Genomic DNA, 17,779 nt, shown 5'->3' on the forward strand with positions numbered 1-17,779 from the left:
CTCAGGGGCGGTCGGCTCAGGGGCGGTCGGGACCGTGCAGGCCGAGGTGGGTCGCGCCGAAGGAGTGGTCGTACTTGACGCCGTACTTCGCGAGCCGGTCCACGCCCAGGTGCAGCAGGCCGATCGCGCCCGCGACGGTGAGCGCGGCGCTGTCCCACCAGGTGCCGGCGGCGGCCAGTGCCAGCGGGAGCGGTGCGGTGTGGGCGAGGTTGTAGCACCAGGCTCCGATCTTGGGGCCCGCGAGGTAGCCGAGCGCGGCCAGGTCGGGCGCCAGGAACAGCGCCGGGACCAGCCACCACGGCTGCCCGGTGCCCGCGAAGAGCACGAGCGCGGCGGCGGCGACGGCGAGGCCCTCGGCACGGAGCCAGGCGAGCGGGCGGCCGGTGACCACGCCGGGCGGTGGGGTGGCGGGGGCGGGGGCGGCGCTCTCGGGGACGGCGCTCCCGGGGATGGCGCTCTCGGGGATGGCGGTGGTGCTCATGGGTTTCCTCCCGGTGGCACGGCGCTCAGGCCGGTGATCAGGGTGTCGACGAGGTAGCGGTAGCTGCGGTCCACGTCGTGCGGCAGGCCGAAACCGCCCGCGGACTCCAGGGTGATGAACCCGTGCGAGGCCGACCTGAACGCGCGGGCGGCGTCGACCGGCGGGTCCGGTGGCGGGAAACCGTCGAGGCAGCGGGAGAAGAGGGCCAGCGCGGGGTCGTCGACGCCCGCGGAGCGGACGGTGGCGGCGTAGCGGCCGGGGTGGGCGCGGGCCCAGTGGCGCAGCGCGTCGGCGAGCGCGCGCAGGGCGTCCGGCCCGGAGCGCCCGGTGACGGCGCGGCGCAGGACGTCCCCGACCTCGTGGCGGGCCAGCGCGGAGACGGCGTTCTTGAGGCCCGCCAAGGATTCCACGTGCTTGTACAGCGAGGGCGCGCGCACGCCGAGGCGTTCGGCGAGCGGGCCCATGGCCAGGTGGTCGAAGCCCACCTCGTCGGCCAGCGCGGCCCCGGCCGCCACGACGGCGGCCCGGTCGAGGCGGCCCCTAGGCACGGGTGGTGACGAGGAACTCCAGCACCAGGTCCGCGACCCGCTCGGGGAACTGGACGTGCGGGTAGTGCCCGGCGCCCTCGACGACCGCCAGCCGCCCGAGCCCGGCGGGCAGGTCGGCGACGACCGCCTCGCCCTCGGCGCGCGGCGAGACCCAGTCGGGGTCCAGCTCGCCCTGCACGACCAGCACCGGGCACTTCACGTTCGCCAGCTGGGCGCCCGCGTCGGCCGGGGTGCCCTGTCCCATGGCGCGCAACGCCTTCATGCGGCCGGGCTCGTCCAGCATCGCCTTGATCTCGGCCTGGCGCGCGTCCCAGTCGGCCGGGCGGGGGCCGGGGTAGGCGAGCTCCAGGTAGCGCAGCCAGCTGCCGGTGCTGCCGAACGCGGCCATGCCGAGCAGGGCGAGCATCCCCCTGCGGTAGGCGGGGTGCGCGAGGTCGCCGAGGGAGAACGCCTGGGCGCGGGTGAACGGGGTCAGCTCGACCAGGGCGGTGACCAGCTCGGGCGCGGTGGCGGCGGCGATGGTGGCCGCGCCGCCGGAGATGGAGTGGCCGACCAGGACGGCGGGGCCGCCGAGGTGCCGGATCAGCGCGACGAGGTCGCCGGCGATCGCGGTGCGGGTGTGCTCGGGCCAGCCGGTGCTGGACTCGCCGTGGCCGCGCAGGTCGACGGTGGCGACGCGGTGGCCCGCGGCGACCAGGAGCGGGGCGAGGAAGCGGTAGGCGGCGCGGCTGTCGCCCATGCCGTGGGCGAGGACGACGAGCGGGCCGGTGTCGCCGGTGAGGTCGTAGGCGAGGGCGCCGCCGTCGAGGGTCAGGTGCTGGGTCATGGTGTCCGTCCTCCGGGGTGTTAGTTAAGTGCGTTAGCCAAAAAGCTAATGCTATTAGCCGAACTTGTCAACACCGAGTCGCACGAGCCCGCCCGCTTGCTACCGGAGGGGTCCCTCCGCTAGCTTGGGCGCGGCACACCGGAGGGGGTCCTCCGCAATCGTGGACCGCCCCTCGCCCTGCTTCGCGAAGAGGAGAGAACCCTTGCGCACCATCGGGATCATCGGCAGCGGGCGCGTCGGCGGCGCGCTCGCCCGGCTCGCCGTCGCGCACGGCCTGCGGGTCGTCGTGAGCAACTCGCGCGGCCCGGAGACCCTGGCCGACCTGGTCGCCGAACTCGGCCCCCACGCGCGGGCGGCCACGCCGGAGGAGGCCGCGCTCGCCTGCGACCTGGCGTTCGCCGCCGTGCCGGTGCGCGCCTACCGGGACCTGCCCGCGACGGCGCTGCGCGACCGGACGGTCGTCGACGCGATCAACCACGACCCGGCGCGCCACGGCCACGTCCCCGGCCTGGACGGGGCGACGACGAGCGAGCTGGTGCAGGCGCACCTGTCCGGGTCGCGGGTGGTGAAGGCGTGCAACAACATCTTCTCCGGCTCGCTGCTCGCGCTGGCCCGCCCGAGCGGCGCGCCGGACCGGTCGGCGCTGCCCGTCGCGGGCGACGACCCCGGCGCGCGGGCCGAGGTCGCGGCGTTCCTGGACGTGATCGGCTACGACGTGGTGGACGCGGGCCCGCTGGCCGAGGGCTGGCGCTGGCAGCCCGGCACGCCCGCGCACCTGGTGCACGCCGGGGCGACGGTGCACGAGGCGGTGCCCGCCGGGGTCGAGCGGGTCAGGGCCGCGCTGGCCGCAGCGACCCGGTGACGCGCGGGCTCAGCGCGCCCTGATCCCGTCCAGCGCCATGGCGAGCACCCGGTCGCGCTGCGCGTCGTCCCGGTAGTTCCCGCCGCCGACCCCGTTGACCAGCAGGCGCACGTCGTCGAAGCTCACGTCGGCGCGCGCGGCGCCTGCCCGCTGCGCGCGGTCGAGCAGCGGCTCACCGGCCCGGTGCACCCGCTCGACGTAGCCCGCGAACATCGGCGAGTCGAAGTTGAGCGCCTCGTAGAGCGCCTTCTTGGTGGCCGAGTAGGCGACGAACTGCCGCAACCACCCCACCAGCGCCTCCCACGGCTCGTGCCCGGCCAGCTCGTCGGCGACGCGGGCGAGCGCGTCCACCTCGTCGGCGTAGACGGTCTCGAACAGCACCTGCCGGGTCGGGAAGTTGCGGTAGAGCGTGCCGATGCCGACCCCGGCCCGCCGCGCGACCTCTTCCAGGGACCCGCCGACGCCGTGCGCGGCGAACACCTCGCGGGCGGCGACGAGGAGGGCGTCGAAGTTGCGCCTGCCGACCGCGCGCTGCGGGCGGCGCGCGACCTGCGGGGACGCGTCCGGCGGGGGCACCGGGCCAGTGTACGGGCCGGGTCTCGCCGGGCGGTCCCCCGCCGCGCGCGCCGGAGTGCCGCGGTGCGGCCCCAGGAGGGAACCGCACCACGGCAGCACGCGGACCGGGGACAGGTCACCAGGCGCCGATCTTCACCTGCCCGGTGGGGTAGACCTCCGCCCAGAACCCCTCGGCCACCGGGAACTGGTCGATCGCCCGGTTCAGGGTGACGACCAGCGGCGGGCGCAGCGGTGCCCTGGCCCTGGATCAAGGCGAGGCACGACCACCCCGCGCTGGAGGCGGCCTGCTCGGACAGCCTGGGCCCCGCCGCCCTGTCGGCCAAGACGCTCGGTCCGCCGACCGGGGCGCTCACCGGGGTGACGCGCCTCGGGCGCGGTCAGCGGGCGGAGACGTCCACGGTGACCGGGGACAGGGGGCAGCCCACGCAGGTCAGGACCTCGCCCGCGGCTCTCCTGGCCGGGGGGAGGCAGTTCGGCTCGGTCATCGTCACCTCGCCCGCGCGCAGCGCGACGGCGCAGTCGCCGCAGCTGCCCACGGTGCACGAGTGCGGCATCGGCAGGCCCGCCGCAAGGGCCGCGTCGAGCAGGGTCTGGCCCGGTTCGACGACGGTCGAGCCGAGGGTGCGGGCGCCGTCGACGACGAGCAGGGGTTGAGGGGCGGCGACCCTGGTCGGGGCGGCGGTGGTGTAGCGCTCGTGGTGGACGTGCTCGGGTGGGACTCCCCTGGTGGTCAGGAGTTCGCGGAAGAGGGCGACCAGGGGGTCCGGGCCGCAGGCGTAGTAGTGGGCCCGCTCGGACGGGGCGGTGGTGGTCAGCCAGGCCCCGACTCGGGTGGCGTCCAGGCGGCCCTGCTCGGCGGTGCGCGCGGAGGTGACGGTCAGGCGGTCCGGGTTGTGGCGGGCCAGGGTGGTCAGCTCGTCGGCGAAGATCTCGTCCTGCGCGGTGCGGTCGGTGCGCAGCAGGGAGATCCGGGCCGGGGCGTCGGTCGCGAGGAGGGCGCGGATCATGCTCATCAGCGGGGTGATCCCGCTGCCCGCCGCCAGCAGGACGACCTCGCGGGTCTCGGTCGGGTTCAGGTGGAACGCGCCGGACGGGCCGCGCAGCGCCAGGCGGTCGCCTGCGCGCAGGGCGGTGGTGGCGTGGGTGGAGAAGCGGCCGTCGGGGACGCGTTTGACGGTGAGCTCCAGGGTCGTGCCGCCGGGGGCGGACGACGCGGAGTAGGAGCGGCGGACCGGCTCGCCGTCGAGGTCGGCGAGGAGGGTGAAGAACTGGCCGGGGTGGAAGTCGAAGGGGCGCTCGGAGGTCAGGACGAGGGTGACGGCGTCGGGGGTTTCCCCGCGGACCTCGGTGATCTCGACCTCGTGGGGCGGGGGTTCGGCGCAGGCGGGGGTGAGGCGGACATCGCCGTAGCCCTCCTCGCGGAGGTTGGCGCGGTAGGAGCGGTTGATCACCAGGCGCAGGAACGCGCCCAGGCCGGGGATTCTGGTGAAGACGGCCAGCAGGCGGGGGACGAAGCCCTTGCGGGCGGCCAGGTTCGCGGCCAGGTGGTCGCCCGCGAGGACCATCAGGTCGGGGACCTCGCCCTGGCGGGCGTGCGCTTGCGGGGACCAGGCGCGGGAGTGGGTGAGCGCGGCGTTGGGGGTGACCTCGGCGTGCTCGACGGCGACGAGCAGCGCGGCGTGCGGCGGGATTCCGCGCAGGGCCAGGGGTTCGAGCAGGTCGGGGTCGGTGGTGATCGACGCCCGTCCGCTGACGTGCAGCACGTCGGTCCGGCCTGGGACGAGTGCGGCGAACGAGACGCGGTCGTCGCGCACGAGGTTGTGCAGGGTGTCGGCGCGCTTGTTGCCCCTGCGGTCCGGGATGGCGAGGGTGCGGGCGTCCAAAGGGTGGGCCGCGCCGCCGAGGTCGCCGCGCGGGCTGGTGTCGGAGCCACCGTCACCATCCTCTGTGGACAGTGCCAGGAACCTGGCCGCAGCGAGGAAATCAGCCACCTCGGGTGCGGACAGCGGGCCCGCGCCCTCCGGTCGTGGGGCGGGGTCGGCGGGGACGGGTGGTTGCCACAGGTCCGAGCGGATCACGGCCTGGGCGCAGTGCACGTACGCCTCCAGCACGTCCACGAGCTGCTCGTCGCCCGCGCGCCCGGCGGTCTTTCCGTTGAGCCGCAACGTCTCCCCCACGCCCGGCAGGAGGAAGGTGAACGACACCGGGCCGCGCGGGCGGGCGCCCGGCAGCGGGAACGAGATGCGGGTGGGCGAGTGGACGCGGGCGAACCCCGGCGCGCCGCCGACGAACGTCGTGCGCTGGACGCCGTCCGCGTCGCGGTGACCGAAGGCGGCGAGCGGGCAGCGGGCGAGCACGGCGCGGCAGCCCTCGTCCAGCGCGGTGATCTGCTTGGCCAGCACCGGCGCGGGCGCGCGGCCGATCACCGCCTCGACCTGCGCCACCGTGGCCAGCCGGTGCGGGGTGGTGGAGGTCATGCGTTGTTCTCGCAGCTCATGACACTATTGTGAGCATTAGCTCAGGTCTTGACTACTCGCTTTCCGCGTACCCCAGGAGGCCCCGCGTGCCGTCCGCCGATCGACGCTTGGAGCCACGTCGCAAGCCCCGCCAGGCGCGCGCCGAGCTGACCCGCGAGCGCATCCTCACCGCCGCTGCTCACGTTTTCACCGAGCACGGGTACGCGGCGGGCACCACGAACCGCATCGCCGAGCGGGCGCGCGTGTCGATCGGGTCGCTGTACCAGTACTTCCCGAACAAGGACTCGATCCTGGCCGCGCTGCTGATCCAGCACGTGGACCGGGGCGGCTGGCCGGGGTTCGAGGAGCTGGACCTGGCGCCGGGGACGCTGGGGGCGCTGGTGCGGGCGCTGGTGCGCGACGCGGTCGACCACCACCGCGACGACCCCCGGCTGCTGCGGCTGATGATCGAGGAGGCGGCGGCGTCGCAGGACCTGCTGGACGCGGTGCGGCGGCACGGGGAGCTGCGGACCGGGCAGGTGCGCGAGGTGCTGGAGCGGCACCCGGACGTGCGGGTGGGCGATCCGGGCCTGGCGGCGGACCTGGTGCTGTTCACGGTGGAGATGAACACCCACAAGTTCATGGCCGCGCCGGGGGGCACGGCGGTGGAGGTGTTCGAGGAGGAGCTGGTGGCGATGGTGACGCGGTACCTGCGGGGGTGAGGGGCCCGCCCGTTCGGGGGACAGCGTCCCGAAGAGGGTCACCTGCCGGGGTGCTTCCGGGGCGTGGGGACCGCACCGCGTTCTAGGTTCCCGGTAGCCGACCCGGCTCCCGCCACACCCCCCACGACGATTGCGAGCCCGACATGGGACCTGCTCTCCGCAGCGCGCTGGCCACCGGCGCGGCGCTGGTCGCGGTGGCCGCGCTCGGCGCCGCCCCCGCGACGGCCGAACCGCGCGGGCCGCTCGACAGTTGCGCGGCCGTGCGCGGGCTCCTGCCCGGCGCGCCCGACGGGCCGTACCTGCTGCTCACGAACCAGCGGCTGCTCGGCGTGCACTGCCACGACATGGCGGGCTCGCCGCGCGAGTACCTGGACCTCCCGGACACCGGCGGGAAGGGCAACTTCTCGCAGTACACGGCGGGCGGCGCCTCGCCGGGGACGACCGTGCGCACCACGTTCACCAAGCTGCGCGTGGACCCGGCGACGCTGACCGCCGACATCGGCGACCTGACCTTCGCCACGTCCACCGGCGGCCTCGCGCTCGGGAGCACCACCGTGACGTCGATGCCCTACGCCACGGCGATGAGCTGCGACGCGACCGCGAGCGGGGTGGCGAGCATCGACCTGCGCGGCACCGCGTTCGCCGTCTCCGACACGTTCCAGGTGGGCGGTTTCGCGGCGTCGGGCACGGCCGTGCTCGCCCCCGACGGGCAGTCCGCGGACCTCACGGGCGGCGGCTACTGCGGCTGGAACGTCCCGGCGCCCGGCTTCTACAACCCGACCAACCCGCAGCCGGGGATGACCGCGCTGGAGCTGTCCTGCGCGCCCGGCGGGCTGCTGCGCCCGAAGCCCTGCTTCGAGATCTCCTGAGCGGAACCGGCCCCAGGGCGGACGAGGCGCGGTGACCGGGCGCTCCCGGTCACCGCCGCCACCCGCCTCACTCCGCGTAGATCTCCCGGATCTGCGCGTCGAAGTCCGCGCGCACCACGTTCCGCTTCAGCTTCAGCGACGGCGTCAGGTGTCCCGACGCCTCGGTGAACTGGCCGTCCAGGACGCGGAACTCGCGGACCGCCTCGGCGCGCGACACCGCCGAGTTGCCGAGGTCCACCGCGAGCTGCACCTCCGCCAGCAGGTCCGCGTCCTCGCGGAGTTGTTGCGGCGTCAAGGCTCCCTTGCCGTTCTGCGCCGCCCAGCGGGGCAGCATCTCCTCGTCCAGGGTGATCAGGGCGGCGATGAACGGCTTCGCGTCGCCGACGACCATGCACTCCGCCACGAGCGCGTGCGCGCGGATGCGGTCCTCGATGACGGCCGGGGCGACGTTCTTGCCGCCCGACGTCACGATGATCTCCTTCTTGCGGCCGGTGATCCTGAGGTAGCCCTCCTCGTCCAGGGAGCCGAGGTCGCCGGTGCTGAACCAGCCGTCCGCGTCCAGCACGGCGGCGGTGGCCCCCGGGTTGTTCCAGTAGCCGGTGAAGATGTGCTCGCCCTTGAGCTGGACCTCGCCGTCGTCGGCGATGCGCACCGACGAGCCCGGCAGCGGCAGGCCGACCGTGCCGATCTTCTGCACGTCCGGCGGGTTCGTCGTGGTGGCGGCGCTGGACTCGGCCAGGCCGTAGCCCTCCAGCACCAGGAAGCCCAGGCCCCGGTAGAAGTGGCCGAGGCGCTCGCCGAGTGGGGCGCCGCCGGACAGGGCGTAGGCGGCCCGGCCGCCGAGGACCGCGCGGAGCTTGCCGTACACGAGCCGGTCGAACAGCTTGTGCTTGAGCTTCAACGCCAATCCCGGCCCGGACGGGGTCTCCAGCGCCCTGCTGTACGCGATGGACGTGTCCACCGCCAGGTCGAACACCTTCTGCTTGCCGCCCGCGACGGCCTGGGCGCGCGCCGAGTTGTAGACCTTCTCGAACACGCGCGGCACGGCGGGCAGGAAGGTGGGCTGGAACGCGGCCAGCGCGGCGGGCAGGTCCTTGAGGTCGCTGACGTGGCCGAGCTTGACCGGCGCGGCGAGCGAGCAGAGCTGGACGACGCGGCCCAGCACGTGGGCCAGCGGCAGGAACAGCAGCGAGGAGGCGTTGTCGTGGAACAGCGGCTGCAACCGGGCGATGGTGTTCCCGCACTCCGCCAACAGGTTCCGGTGGGTGATCACGCAGCCCTTGGGGCGGCCGGTGGTGCCGGAGGTGTAGACGATCGTGGCCAGCTCGTCCGCGCCGAGACCCGCGATCCGCTCGTCGAGCAGCTCGTCGCCCACGGACGCGCCGCCCGCGTCGAGCTGGTCGAGCGCGCCGTCGTTGATGGTCCAGACCTGCTTGAGCGCGGGTAAGCCCGGCCGGACCTTGGCCACCAGCGAGCGGTGCGCCTCGGTCTCCACGACGATCGCGACCGCGCCGGAGTCCGTGAGGATCCACTCGACCTGCTCGGCCGACGAGGTCTCGTAGAGGGGCACGGACACCGCGCCCGCGCCCCAGACGGCGTAGTCCAGGACGGTCCACTCGTAGCGGGTGCGCGACATGATCGCGACCTTGTCGCGCGGCCCGACGCCCGCGGCGATCAGCCCCTTGGCGGCGGAGCGCACCTCGGCGAGGAACCGGGCCGCGGTGACGTCCCGCCACGCGCCGTCGACCTGGCGGGCGAGGAGGACGCGCTCGGGCTGCTCGGCGGTGTTGCGGATGACGGGACCCAGCAGGTTGTCCTCGGCGGGTACCTCGTAGAGCGGCGGAATGCTCTTTTCGCGCAAGGCTCTGCTCCTCCTCGACACAACGGCGTGCTAGGGCGGGGGGAGCCAGTCCAGCACGGCGGGTGCGCGAACACCAGGATTCGCACCGGGGGCGGCGGGGCGCTTCGGCCGTGCGGCGCAGGGCGTTGGCCCGACCCGCGCCGGAGCCGGGCGTCGGAGCCGGGCCAGGGCCGGGCCGGGGCCGGAAGCTGGCCCGGTACTCGCCGGGCGTGCGGCCGGTCAGGTCGAGGAACGCGGCGTTGAACGCGGACAGCGAGCCGTACCCGACCGCGTGCGCGATCGTGGTGACCGGCTCGTCGCCCGCCAGCGCCTCGATCGCCCGCAGCAGCCGCATCCGGCGCAGCACCGCGCGCCACGTCGTCCCGGTCTCCTCGGCGAACCGGCGGGCCAGCGAGCGCGGCGCGAGACCGACCTCGGCGGCCAGGTCGGTGAAGCGCACCCCGGCGCCGAGGCGCTCCCCGGTCAGCCGCAGCGCCTCGCGCAGCTCCGCCGACCGGCCCACCGGGACGGACACCGGGGCCGGGTGCTCGGCCAGCCGCCAGGTCACGGCCACGAGCGCGGCGAACAGCGGGCGGGCGTAGTCGTCCAGCGGCCCGGCGGTCTCGGGCAGGGCCTCGCACTCGGCGAGCAGGTGGCGGGCCAGCGGGGTCAGGTCGAACACCGCCGGCGGGGCGGGCGGCGGTGGCGTGGAACCGGGGTGGAGCAGGACGGAGGCGGTGGTGACCGGGGCGGGCACGCTGACCCGGATCGGTTCGCCCGCCCCGATCAGCGCGGCCCTGGCGGGCGGCAGCAGCCACGCCCGGCCGCGCGCCTCCAGCCTGAGCGACCCGGTGGACGCGCACAGCAGGTAGTGGTGGTCGAGCCGGAGCTCGCGGGTGGGCGCCGCCGGGAAGGAGCGCACGACGGCGCGCGCCTCCCGGCGGTCCGGCCCGGTCAGGCGGCCACGTCCGGCGCGTCGGCGTGGAACCGCCTGCTGACCGGTGGTTCGGCCAGCAGCGGCCGGACCGAGGCGCCCAGGCGCGCGAAGACCTCCGACGCGAGGTAGCCGTCGAGCGCGGCCCGGTCGGCCCACTCGTGCAGGACGGTGGCGCGGCCGTCGTCCTCGCGCGAGGCGCACACCCGGAAGTCCAGGTTGCCGGGCATCGCGCGGACGTTCCCGCGCTCGGCGTCGAAGTGGGCCAGGACGGCCGGTCGGTCGGTGGCGCGCAGTTCCACGAGAGCCAGGAGCACGGTGGTTCCCCCTGCGGGATCGGTGCGGAAGCCTTGGTGGCACGGGGAATCCTCGCGCGCCGGGCCACCGCCGCGCCTCCGTCAGGCGGACGTGTTCGCGCTCCCGGCGGACACGGCCAGGCGCGGCGCGTGGTCGAGCAGGACCTCGGCGGCGGCGCGGGCGTGGCGGCCGTAGTCGGGGTCGTTGAGCACCATGGCGCGGCTGGCCACGCCGTCGGACAGGGTGACGAGCTGCTCGGCGAGCGCCTCCGGCTCGGCGATCCCCAGCTCGGCGACGAGCCCGGTGGCCAGCGCCAGCATGACCAGCTTCTGCTCGCGGGCGAAGGCGTGCGCGCGGCCGTCCGGGTCGGGGTCCTCGGTGGCGGCGCGCAGGAACGGGCAGGAGCGCACGTTCCCACGGGGCCACAGGCCGAGGCCGAACATCCCCAGCAGCCGCTCGCGGGGCGGGACGGCCTCGTCGCGCAGGGCGTCGAGCATGGTCGCGCCGGAGCCCAGGAGGTGGTCGAGCTGGGCGAGGACGAGGTCCTCCTTGGTGGGGAAGTGCGCGTAGAGGGTGCGCTTGGAGACCGGGGCCGCCGCGGCGACCTCCTCCATGGTGGTCGCGGTGATGCCGCGCTCGTCGAAGAGCCGGACGGCGGCGGCCAGCGCCCGCTCGCGCGCGCCCCGGCCCGCCCGGCGCGCGGTCGTGTCCTCTCCCATGCCCCGAAGTATACGCCCGCGTTTACACAGCGGGGCCGACTCCGCTACGGTGCCCCTTAAGTAAACGAAACCGTGTACTTAAGGAGCCGGCCGTGCCCACCACCCTCCCCGCCCTCGCCGACCGCCTGATCCGGGGACGCCGCGCCACCAGGGCGTTCCTGCCCGACCCGCTGCCGAGGGAGACCCTGGAGGCCGTGTTCACCCTGGCGGGCGCCGCGCCGTCGAACTCCAACGCGCAGCCGTGGCAGGTCGAGGTCGTCAGCGGCGCGGCCAAGGACCGGCTCGCCTCCGCGCTCGTCGCCGCGCACGCCGCCGGTCACCGCAGCGTCGACTTCCCCTACAGCCACGACGTCTACTCCCCCACCCACCTGCGCAGGCGCGCGGAGGCGGGCGCGGCGCTGTACGGGGCGCTCGGCATCGGCCGGGAGGCGGAGGCGCGGCGGGCCGAGTACGACGAGCGCAGCCTGCGGTTCTACGAGGCCCCGCACGTGGCGCTGCTGTTCGCCCCCGACTCCGGCGACCCCAGGCTCACCGCCGACGTCGGCATGTACGCCCAGACCCTGCTGCTGGCCATGGAGGCGCACGGCGTGGCGAGCTGCCCGCAGGCGCTGCTGAGCTTCTACGCCGACGTGGTGCGCGAGACCCTCGGCGTCACCGGGGGGAAGCTGCTGTTCGGCGTCGCGTTCGGGCACGCCGACCCGACGGCGCCGGTGAACGCGATCACCGTGGGCCGCGCGCCGCTGGACGAGACCACCCGGTTCCACCGCTGACCGGGCTCGGGGTCACCGGTCGTGCGTGACCCCGAGCCGGACGTCCAACCGCACGGTCTCGCACTCCCCTCCCGGCGCGCGCTCGGCGGTGAACACGTGCTGCCGCCCGGCGCGCGCGCGGAACTCCACCCCGACGTGGACGTCGTGGGAGACGGCCGAGGCGACCACCTGCCCGTCCACCGACACCCGCCACCGCACCTCCGCCCGGCACCGGGGCAGCGTCACCACGACCACGCCCGCCCCGTCCCGCTCCGGCCCGGCGAAGCGGGTCTCCACCTCCTCCGCCGCACCGAGCAGGTAGACGTGCGAGTCCGCGCAGACGGTGGCCTCCCCGGCGGCGGCGCACTCCCGCTCGGCGCGCGGCCGGTGCCCGCCGACCACCGACAAGTCCTCGTGCCGCCCCATCGACAATCCCGACCAGGCGATCGCCCCGCCCAGCCCGACCAGCAGGAGCGCGCAGCTGATGAGCGCCAGCGCGGCCCGGACCCGCCGCCGCACCCGCTCCACCCGCGCCAGCGCGTCGGCCTCCAGCACCGCGAGCAGCTCGGGCCGGTCGGTGGCGGCGGCGATGACCAGCGCGAGGTCGCGGGCGCTGCCCCTGGCGGTCCTGGCCGCCGACCACGCGGCGACGGCGGCGAGCAGCGCGCTGACGATCCCGGCCAGCCAGGACAGGCGCTCAACCAACTCCCACGGCACGGTGCCATCCAAGCAGCCGGGGCGGGCCGCAGGCGCGGTCCGGGCGCGGGTTTCCCGAATCAGCCCTCGTCGAAGTGCCGCTCCGGCGCGAACAGGGTGTCCAGCACGAAGCAGGTGATCGACCCGTCCGCCGCGCGCCCGACCCACGTCGGGTACGCCCCGTCCCCGTTCGGCGCGGTGAACAGCAGCATGTCGCCCCCGCTCGCCGGGTCGGACAGCAGCGCGGTGCGGTGCTCCGCCCCGTCCGGGTCGACCTCGTGCTCCCCCACCACGTCGCCGAGCGCCTCCGCCGCCGAGGCGTCCACGAAGCACAGCTGCCCGGAGTCCACGCCCGCGCCGTAGAACTCGCCCTCGCCCAGCAGCGCCGGGTCGCTCTTCTCCACGCGCGCAGGCTCCCAGGTCACGGCGGGCACGTCGGCCAGCACGAGCTGGAGCGCCGCCACCGGCTTCCAGTCCGGCTTGTCCGCGCACACCGCCAGCAGCACCCGCACCGGGTGCGCCACCGGCATGAGCATGTCGTCGAACGGCTCCTCGTCGGCGGGCCAGGCCGGGTCGGCGGCGACGAGCCTGCCGCTGGGCAGCCGCAGCGGGCCCACGTCGTGGCTCTCGATCGTGAACTCCGAGCCGTCCACGACGAACCGCGCGCCCGGCTCGAACAGCTCCCCCACCCTCGGCTCCAGCGGCGCGGGCGGGCGCCACGGCGGCTCGGCGCCGGGCGGGGCGGGCGGCGCGGGGCGGCGCACGAAGGTCCCGTCGAGCCCGGTGTAGGCGTGCCAGTCGCCGAAGGCGGGCACCCGCCGGTACAGGGTCTCGACCGGGACCTCGTCCTCGGTGGCGTACGAGCCGCCGTCGGGCAGGTCCTTGACCAGGTCCCGGTCGCCCTGCGGCGAGTGGCTCACCTCGGTGCGCTCGACCTCGTCGGAGAACTCCTCGTCGTCCGGCCCGTAGACCCACTCGGTGCTCGACAGGTGGAACAGCCGCCCGTGCAGCACCACGTCCACCCGGACCCGCTCGCGCCTGCCCGCCGCGTCGAACCACGAGCAGCGCCGGTAGCGGTCGGCGATCTCCAGCAGCGCGGTCGGCGCGCCCGAGTCCGGGTCGACCAGGCACACCGCGTACTGCTCACCCGCGAAGTCGCGCTCGCGCGCCCGCTCCTCGTCGAGCCCGCCGACGACGGTCCGCGCGACGGGGTCCCACCCCTCGCAGTAGACCAGGCCCACCATCTGTCCCATGCCGCAGAAGGTAGTGGCGCGTCCCGGCGCGGGCCGTGCGGGGAGCCCGTGAACACCTCGGGCGGCCTCGGGCGGCCTCGGGCGAGAACCGGGTGTGCGAGCGATCGAGGAGGACCGGGACACCGACCGCCCGGACCTGTCCGCCCCCGAGCGGGCGTTCGGCGAGCTGTTCGACCGGCACGCCCGGACGCTGCACGGCTACCTGCGGCGGCGGGTCTGCGACCTGGCCGACGACCTGGTGGCCGAGACGTTCCTGGTGGCCTACCAGGGCAGGGCCGGGTACGACCCGGCGCGCGGGACGGCGCGGGCGTGGCCGCACGGGATCGCCGCGAACCTGCTGCGCAGGCGCCTGCGGCAGGAGGTGCGGGGGGTGCGGGCGCTCGCCCGTGCCGGGGCCGCCGTGGTCGGCGGCGGCTCGGCGGACGACCACGGCGGTCGGGTGGCGGAGCGGGTGGACGCCTCGGTGGCGGCCGGGCGGCTCGCGGGCGCGCTGGCCGCGCTGGAGCCGGGCGACCGGGACGTGCTGCTGCTGACGAGCCGGGCCGGGCTGGACGCGACCGAGGTGGCCGGGGCGCTGGAGGCGCTCGATCCGGGTGGGGGTGGGAGTGGTGGTGGCGCGGGTGCGGAGGCGGGTGCGGGTGTGGACGCGGCGCTGGCCAGGGCCCGTGCGGCGCTGCTGACCTCCGTGGCCGACGCGCTGCGCGGCGGGCTGGTGCGCGAGGACGTGCGGACGGCGGTCGTGGCCGGGCCCTGCGTCCGGTCGTGCCCCTGCGGTCGTGACAGCGCGGTCGTGACAGCGCGGTCGTGCCCCCGCCTCGGGGGGCGTTTCCCACGCCCCCCGAGGCGGTCACTTGTCGCGCGGGTAGAGGCGCTCGACCTCGCCCTTGAGGTTCGCGCTCAGGTAGGCGCCGCCGTAGTCGTCGGCCAGGTAGACGCGGATCGTGGCCTTGTGGTCGATCAGGCCGGTGTCGATGATGACGTACCGGCTGGTGGGCGCGGGGACGCCCAGCTCCTTGGTCGCGCGGTCGATCAGCGCGGGCAGGGCGTCCCAGTTGACCTCGTTCAGGTCGAGCACGGCGCGGTCGGCGTCGACCCCGTCCGGGCGCTCCTTGGTGGCCTTGCCGCCGACGGCGTACTCGAAGTTGTCGAACCCGTTGGGGACCGCGGTGGTCGGGGCGACGGCGGTGGCGCGCTGGGGCCACAGGGTCAGGTCGGAGACCTTGCTGGTGCCCATGACCTCGACGAACGCGGCGACCGCGGTGCGGGCGCCGTCCGGGGTGAGCAGGTCGGCCTTCGGGGTCGGGGTGCTCTCGGAGCCGGTCGGGTACGGGGTGTTGGCCGGGTTGCCCGCGGGGTTGCCCGCGGCGCTGGTGCCGGGGACGCCGGTCCGGTTCCCGGAACCGGTGTCCGCGCCCGTCCCCGAGCCGACCATCTTGACCACGACGACGGTGAGCGCGATGACCAGCACGACGCCGATCAGCGAGAACACCACGGCGCCGGTCCTCTTGCGCGGCGTGGGCAGCGGGGTCGGGTAGCCCGGCTGGTAGCCGTACTGCGGGGCGCTCGACGGGTCCGGCCGCCACTGCTGCTGGGGGCCGCTGTGAGGACCGCTGTGAGGACCGCTCGGGGAACCGCTGGAGAACCCGCCGGGCGGGGTGGCGGCGTAGTTCGGGCCGGGCGTGCCGCCCGCCGGGGTGGGTGGCCCGTACAGGCCGCCCGCGGGCGTGGCCGGGGACCCGAAGCCGCCGACGGTCTCCCGCTCGGCCGCCGCGAACAGCTGGTCCAGGGCCTCGCCGCTGGGCCGCATCGCCGGGTCCTGCAGGAGCGCGGCGTTCAGCGCGGCCCCGAGCGCGCCCGCGCGGCGCGGCGGCGGGACCGGTTCGGTCATCACGGCGGCGAGCGTGGCCATGGTGGAGGCGCGGCGCATCGGGTGGTTGCCCTCGACGGCCACGTACAGCAGCATCGCCAGCGACCAGAAGTCCGAGGAGACCTGCGTCTCGTCCCCGCGCAGCCGCTCGGGCGCGATGTACTCGGGCGACCCGATGACCTCGCCGGTGGCGGTGAGCTGGGTCGAGCCCTGGAGCGCGGCGATGCCGAAGTCGGTGAGCACGGCGCTGCCGTCGGGGCGCAGCAGCACGTTGCCCGGCTTGACGTCCCGGTGCATGACCCCGGCGGCGTGCGCGGACCGCAGCGCGGCGAGCACGTCCCGCCCGATGCCCGCGGCCTCGACGGGGCTCAGCACGCCCTGGGCCAGCCGGTCCTCCAGCGAGGTGCCCCTGACCAGCTCCATGACGATCCACGGGTAGGTCGAGCCGGGCAGGTCCACGATCTGGTAGATCGACACCACGTTGGGGTGCTGGAGGCGGGCGAGCGCGCGGGACTCGCGCAGCACCCGCTCGCGCAGCTGCGCGGCCATGGCCGGGTTGCTCTCGACCTGGTCGGCGTCGGCGGGCCGCACCTCCTTGATGGCCACCTCGCGCTGCAACCCGAGGTCGAGCGCCCGCCACACCGTCCCCATGCCGCCGCTGCCCAGCCGCTCCAACAGCTCGAACCGGCCGTCGAGGATCCGCCCGGTGTGCTCTCGCTCAGACACCGGGCCACGCTAGCAACCTGCACCGACAGGTGAGACGGGGATGGTCGGGTTGGTGCCGCGCGGTGGGTGGCCACGGCACACCGGGCAACGAGGTGTCCCGGATCACTGCCGCCCACTGCCGCCCGCCGGAAGTGTGGGACCTATTTGTTGCCCGGAACAACGCACATCAAAGACGACACCAATTTCCACCCACCTTCACAACGTTCGACAACGCTTGTTCACAGTCACTCGAACGGCGGATCGTAGCGCGCAAAGCGGCCGTTGTATGGTCGGTCGAGTTGCGTCGACAACAAAACAAACACCCCAGGGATGCAATTTATGAAACACGGTGAAAACCCGACTGAAAAACACCGAAAACACGCAGGCGGCACAAGGCCGGGGAGTTCGCGTTGAGGTGGGGCTTCCTCGGGGCCGGAGGCATCGCCCGCAATTCCCTCGCCCCGGCCGTGCGGAGGTCCGGGACAGCGGTGCTGCGCGCCGCCGCGGCACGCGACCCGGCCCGCGCCCGAGCGCTGGGGGCGGAGGTGACGCACGGGGACTACGCGGCGCTGCTGGCAGACCCGACCGTGGACGTCGTCTACGTCGCGCTGCACAACTCGGCGCACCGCGAGTGGACCGCCAAGGCGTTGCGAGCGGGCAAGCACGTGGTGTGCGAGAAGCCGATGGGGCTGACCGCCGCCGAGGTCGCGGAGCTGGCCTCGGAGGCGGCGGCGGCGGGGAAGATCCTGGTTGAAGCGTGCTGGAACCGCTGGCACCCCCGGACGCGGGCACTTCAGCGACTGCTGGGGGAAGGCGCGCTGGGCACGGTGCGGGAGGTGCGGGGGAAGGCCCCCCGAGGGCGACTACCGGCACGACCCCGCGCTCGGCGGCGGCGCGCTCTACGACGTGGGCTGCTACGCGATCGCCTGCGCCCTGCTCGCGTTCGACTGGCGGCTCCCCGCGGTGCGCGCCGCGCGGCAGGAGCTCGGCCCCACCGGGGTCGACGAGACCACGACGGCCGAACTCGTGTTCCCGGACGGGATCGCCACCATCGAGTCCAGCCTCACCGGGCAACAGGACGAGTGGTTCTCGGCGATCGGCGACAAAGGCTCGGTCGAACTGTCCTTTCCCGCTTTCACCGGAGGAGCGGGCCAGGTGGAGATGATTTACCGGAGCGAAGCCGGCACGCGCACGGAGGTATATCCACCGGTCAACCCCTACACCGTGATGGTCGATGAGGTTTCCGCAGCGTCGCGGGGGCGAGAAGCTTTTCTGGTCGGATTGGGAGAGACCGCGGCGGTCGCCGAGGTCATCGACTCGATCCGCGCCTCGGCACGCCGGTCGGCCTTCTCCGGCTGACCACCGACTGCGAGAGACTG

17 protein-coding genes and 3 pseudogenes are annotated in these 17,779 nt (G+C 74.8%); 8 read left to right on the top strand and 12 right to left on the bottom strand.

The genetic code is table 11. The features are described from left to right. Nucleotides 1-16: 16 nt before the first annotated feature. The 3 genes from AMIR_RS22210 to AMIR_RS22220 are packed head-to-tail and all read right to left on the bottom strand — an operon-like array spanning nt 17 to nt 1,855. Complete coding sequence (locus tag AMIR_RS22210) at nt 17-481, bottom strand: DUF4260 domain-containing protein (RefSeq protein ID WP_015803193.1); 465 nt, start codon at nt 479-481, stop codon at nt 17-19. Then, the gene (locus AMIR_RS22215) at nt 478-1,029 is read right to left on the bottom strand and encodes a TetR/AcrR family transcriptional regulator (RefSeq protein WP_015803194.1); all 552 of its coding nucleotides are present in this window, start codon (nt 1,027-1,029) and stop codon (nt 478-480) included. Before AMIR_RS22215 ends, AMIR_RS22210 begins: the two co-directional genes overlap by 4 nt. Continuing rightward, nucleotides 1,022-1,855: an alpha/beta fold hydrolase gene (locus tag AMIR_RS22220; protein ID WP_015803195.1), complete on the bottom strand. Its 834-nt coding sequence runs from the start codon at nt 1,853-1,855 to the stop codon at nt 1,022-1,024. Before AMIR_RS22220 ends, AMIR_RS22215 begins: the two co-directional genes overlap by 8 nt. A 202-nt stretch (nt 1,856-2,057) precedes the next feature. Between AMIR_RS22220 and AMIR_RS22225 the strand changes: the two genes are divergently transcribed. Next, nucleotides 2,058-2,717, top strand: a complete 660-nt coding sequence (locus AMIR_RS22225) for an NADPH-dependent F420 reductase (protein ID WP_015803196.1) — start codon at nt 2,058-2,060, stop codon at nt 2,715-2,717. A 9-nt stretch (nt 2,718-2,726) separates the two neighbouring features. Here AMIR_RS22225 and AMIR_RS22230 read toward each other — a convergent pair whose 3' ends face one another. Both AMIR_RS22230 and AMIR_RS22235 read right to left on the bottom strand, forming a co-directional pair. Beyond that, entirely contained in the window at nt 2,727-3,293 is a 567-nt protein-coding gene (locus AMIR_RS22230; RefSeq protein ID WP_015803197.1) for a TetR/AcrR family transcriptional regulator, read from the bottom strand. Between the two features lie 377 nt (nt 3,294-3,670). After that, nucleotides 3,671-5,770 (bottom strand): 2Fe-2S iron-sulfur cluster-binding protein, encoded by a 2,100-nt coding sequence (locus tag AMIR_RS22235; RefSeq protein WP_015803198.1) that lies wholly within the window; start codon nt 5,768-5,770, stop codon nt 3,671-3,673. A gap of 86 nt (nt 5,771-5,856) precedes the next feature. Between AMIR_RS22235 and AMIR_RS22240 the strand changes: the two genes are divergently transcribed. Together AMIR_RS22240 and AMIR_RS22245 are read left to right on the top strand one after the other, a co-directional pair. Beyond that, nucleotides 5,857-6,471 carry a TetR/AcrR family transcriptional regulator gene (locus AMIR_RS22240; protein ID WP_015803199.1) on the top strand — a complete coding sequence of 205 codons (615 nt, stop codon included), beginning with the start codon at nt 5,857-5,859 and terminating at the stop codon, nt 6,469-6,471. Between the two features lie 143 nt (nt 6,472-6,614). Continuing rightward, nucleotides 6,615-7,340 (top strand): GON domain-containing protein, encoded by a 726-nt coding sequence (locus AMIR_RS22245; protein ID WP_015803200.1) that lies wholly within the window; start codon nt 6,615-6,617, stop codon nt 7,338-7,340. A gap of 67 nt (nt 7,341-7,407) precedes the next feature. Here the strand turns inward: AMIR_RS22245 and AMIR_RS22250 are convergent, their stop codons facing one another. Both AMIR_RS22250 and AMIR_RS43260 read right to left on the bottom strand, forming a co-directional pair. Beyond that, the gene (locus AMIR_RS22250) at nt 7,408-9,201 is read right to left on the bottom strand and encodes an AMP-dependent synthetase/ligase (protein ID WP_015803201.1); all 1,794 of its coding nucleotides are present in this window, start codon (nt 9,199-9,201) and stop codon (nt 7,408-7,410) included. 250 nt (nt 9,202-9,451) lie between these two features. Further along, nucleotides 9,452-9,937, bottom strand: a pseudogene (locus tag AMIR_RS43260) (helix-turn-helix transcriptional regulator); the annotation flags it as partial. On the opposite strand from AMIR_RS43260, the gene AMIR_RS42875 reads away from it, so the two are divergent. Next, a complete protein-coding gene (locus AMIR_RS42875; RefSeq protein WP_015803203.1) occupies nt 9,921-10,052 on the top strand; it encodes a hypothetical protein in 132 nt (43 codons plus the stop codon). The pseudogene AMIR_RS43260 and the gene AMIR_RS42875 overlap by 17 nt on opposite strands. Nucleotides 10,053-10,134: 82 nt before the next feature. Here the strand turns inward: AMIR_RS42875 and AMIR_RS22260 are convergent, their stop codons facing one another. Both AMIR_RS22260 and AMIR_RS22265 read right to left on the bottom strand, forming a co-directional pair. After that, nucleotides 10,135-10,431: a putative quinol monooxygenase gene (locus tag AMIR_RS22260; protein WP_015803204.1), complete on the bottom strand. Its 297-nt coding sequence runs from the start codon at nt 10,429-10,431 to the stop codon at nt 10,135-10,137. Between the two features lie 81 nt (nt 10,432-10,512). Beyond that, nucleotides 10,513-11,130 (bottom strand): TetR/AcrR family transcriptional regulator, encoded by a 618-nt coding sequence (locus AMIR_RS22265; RefSeq protein WP_015803205.1) that lies wholly within the window; start codon nt 11,128-11,130, stop codon nt 10,513-10,515. A gap of 92 nt (nt 11,131-11,222) precedes the next feature. On the opposite strand from AMIR_RS22265, the gene AMIR_RS22270 reads away from it, so the two are divergent. Continuing rightward, the gene (locus tag AMIR_RS22270) at nt 11,223-11,900 is read left to right on the top strand and encodes a nitroreductase (protein ID WP_015803206.1); all 678 of its coding nucleotides are present in this window, start codon (nt 11,223-11,225) and stop codon (nt 11,898-11,900) included. 12 nt (nt 11,901-11,912) lie between these two features. Here the strand turns inward: AMIR_RS22270 and AMIR_RS22275 are convergent, their stop codons facing one another. Together AMIR_RS22275 and AMIR_RS22280 are read right to left on the bottom strand one after the other, a co-directional pair. Next, nucleotides 11,913-12,596, bottom strand: a complete 684-nt coding sequence (locus tag AMIR_RS22275) for a hypothetical protein (RefSeq protein ID WP_015803207.1) — start codon at nt 12,594-12,596, stop codon at nt 11,913-11,915. Nucleotides 12,597-12,655: 59 nt separating this feature from the next. Next, the gene (locus AMIR_RS22280) at nt 12,656-13,828 is read right to left on the bottom strand and encodes a DUF4241 domain-containing protein (RefSeq protein ID WP_015803208.1); all 1,173 of its coding nucleotides are present in this window, start codon (nt 13,826-13,828) and stop codon (nt 12,656-12,658) included. A 94-nt stretch (nt 13,829-13,922) separates the two neighbouring features. Between AMIR_RS22280 and AMIR_RS42185 the strand changes: the two are divergent. Next, a pseudogene (locus tag AMIR_RS42185) lies at nt 13,923-14,180 on the top strand (RNA polymerase sigma factor); the annotation flags it as partial. A 495-nt stretch (nt 14,181-14,675) separates the two neighbouring features. On the opposite strand, the gene AMIR_RS22285 reads toward AMIR_RS42185, so the two are convergent. Beyond that, entirely contained in the window at nt 14,676-16,421 is a 1,746-nt protein-coding gene (locus tag AMIR_RS22285; protein WP_015803209.1) for a protein kinase domain-containing protein, read from the bottom strand. A gap of 389 nt (nt 16,422-16,810) precedes the next feature. On the opposite strand from AMIR_RS22285, the pseudogene AMIR_RS43265 reads away from it, so the two are divergent. Next, nucleotides 16,811-17,137 (top strand): annotated as a pseudogene (locus AMIR_RS43265) (Gfo/Idh/MocA family protein); the annotation flags it as partial. Nucleotides 17,138-17,150: 13 nt separating this feature from the next. Beyond that, nucleotides 17,151-17,759 carry a Gfo/Idh/MocA family protein gene (locus AMIR_RS42190; protein WP_342626560.1) on the top strand — a complete coding sequence of 203 codons (609 nt, stop codon included), beginning with the start codon at nt 17,151-17,153 and terminating at the stop codon, nt 17,757-17,759. The last annotated feature ends 20 nt before the right edge of the window (nt 17,760-17,779 follow it).

Source organism: Actinosynnema mirum DSM 43827 (genome assembly GCF_000023245.1).
In the GTDB taxonomy this organism is placed as follows: Bacteria; Actinomycetota; Actinomycetes; order Mycobacteriales; family Pseudonocardiaceae; genus Actinosynnema; species Actinosynnema mirum.

Excerpts from the sequence above, each read along its gene's own strand:
- AMIR_RS22280 (WP_015803208.1), bottom strand. The coding sequence starts at position 13,828 with ATGGGACAGATGGTGGGCCTGGTCTACTGCGAGGGGTGGGACCCCGTC.
- AMIR_RS22235 (WP_015803198.1), bottom strand. The coding sequence starts at position 5,770 with ATGACCTCCACCACCCCGCACCGGCTGGCCACGGTGGCGCAGGTCGAG.
- AMIR_RS22245 (WP_015803200.1), top strand. The coding sequence starts at position 6,615 with ATGGGACCTGCTCTCCGCAGCGCGCTGGCCACCGGCGCGGCGCTGGTC.
- AMIR_RS22265 (WP_015803205.1), bottom strand. The coding sequence starts at position 11,130 with ATGGGAGAGGACACGACCGCGCGCCGGGCGGGCCGGGGCGCGCGCGAG.
- AMIR_RS22210 (WP_015803193.1), bottom strand. The coding sequence starts at position 481 with ATGAGCACCACCGCCATCCCCGAGAGCGCCATCCCCGGGAGCGCCGTC.
- AMIR_RS22220 (WP_015803195.1), bottom strand. The coding sequence starts at position 1,855 with ATGACCCAGCACCTGACCCTCGACGGCGGCGCCCTCGCCTACGACCTC.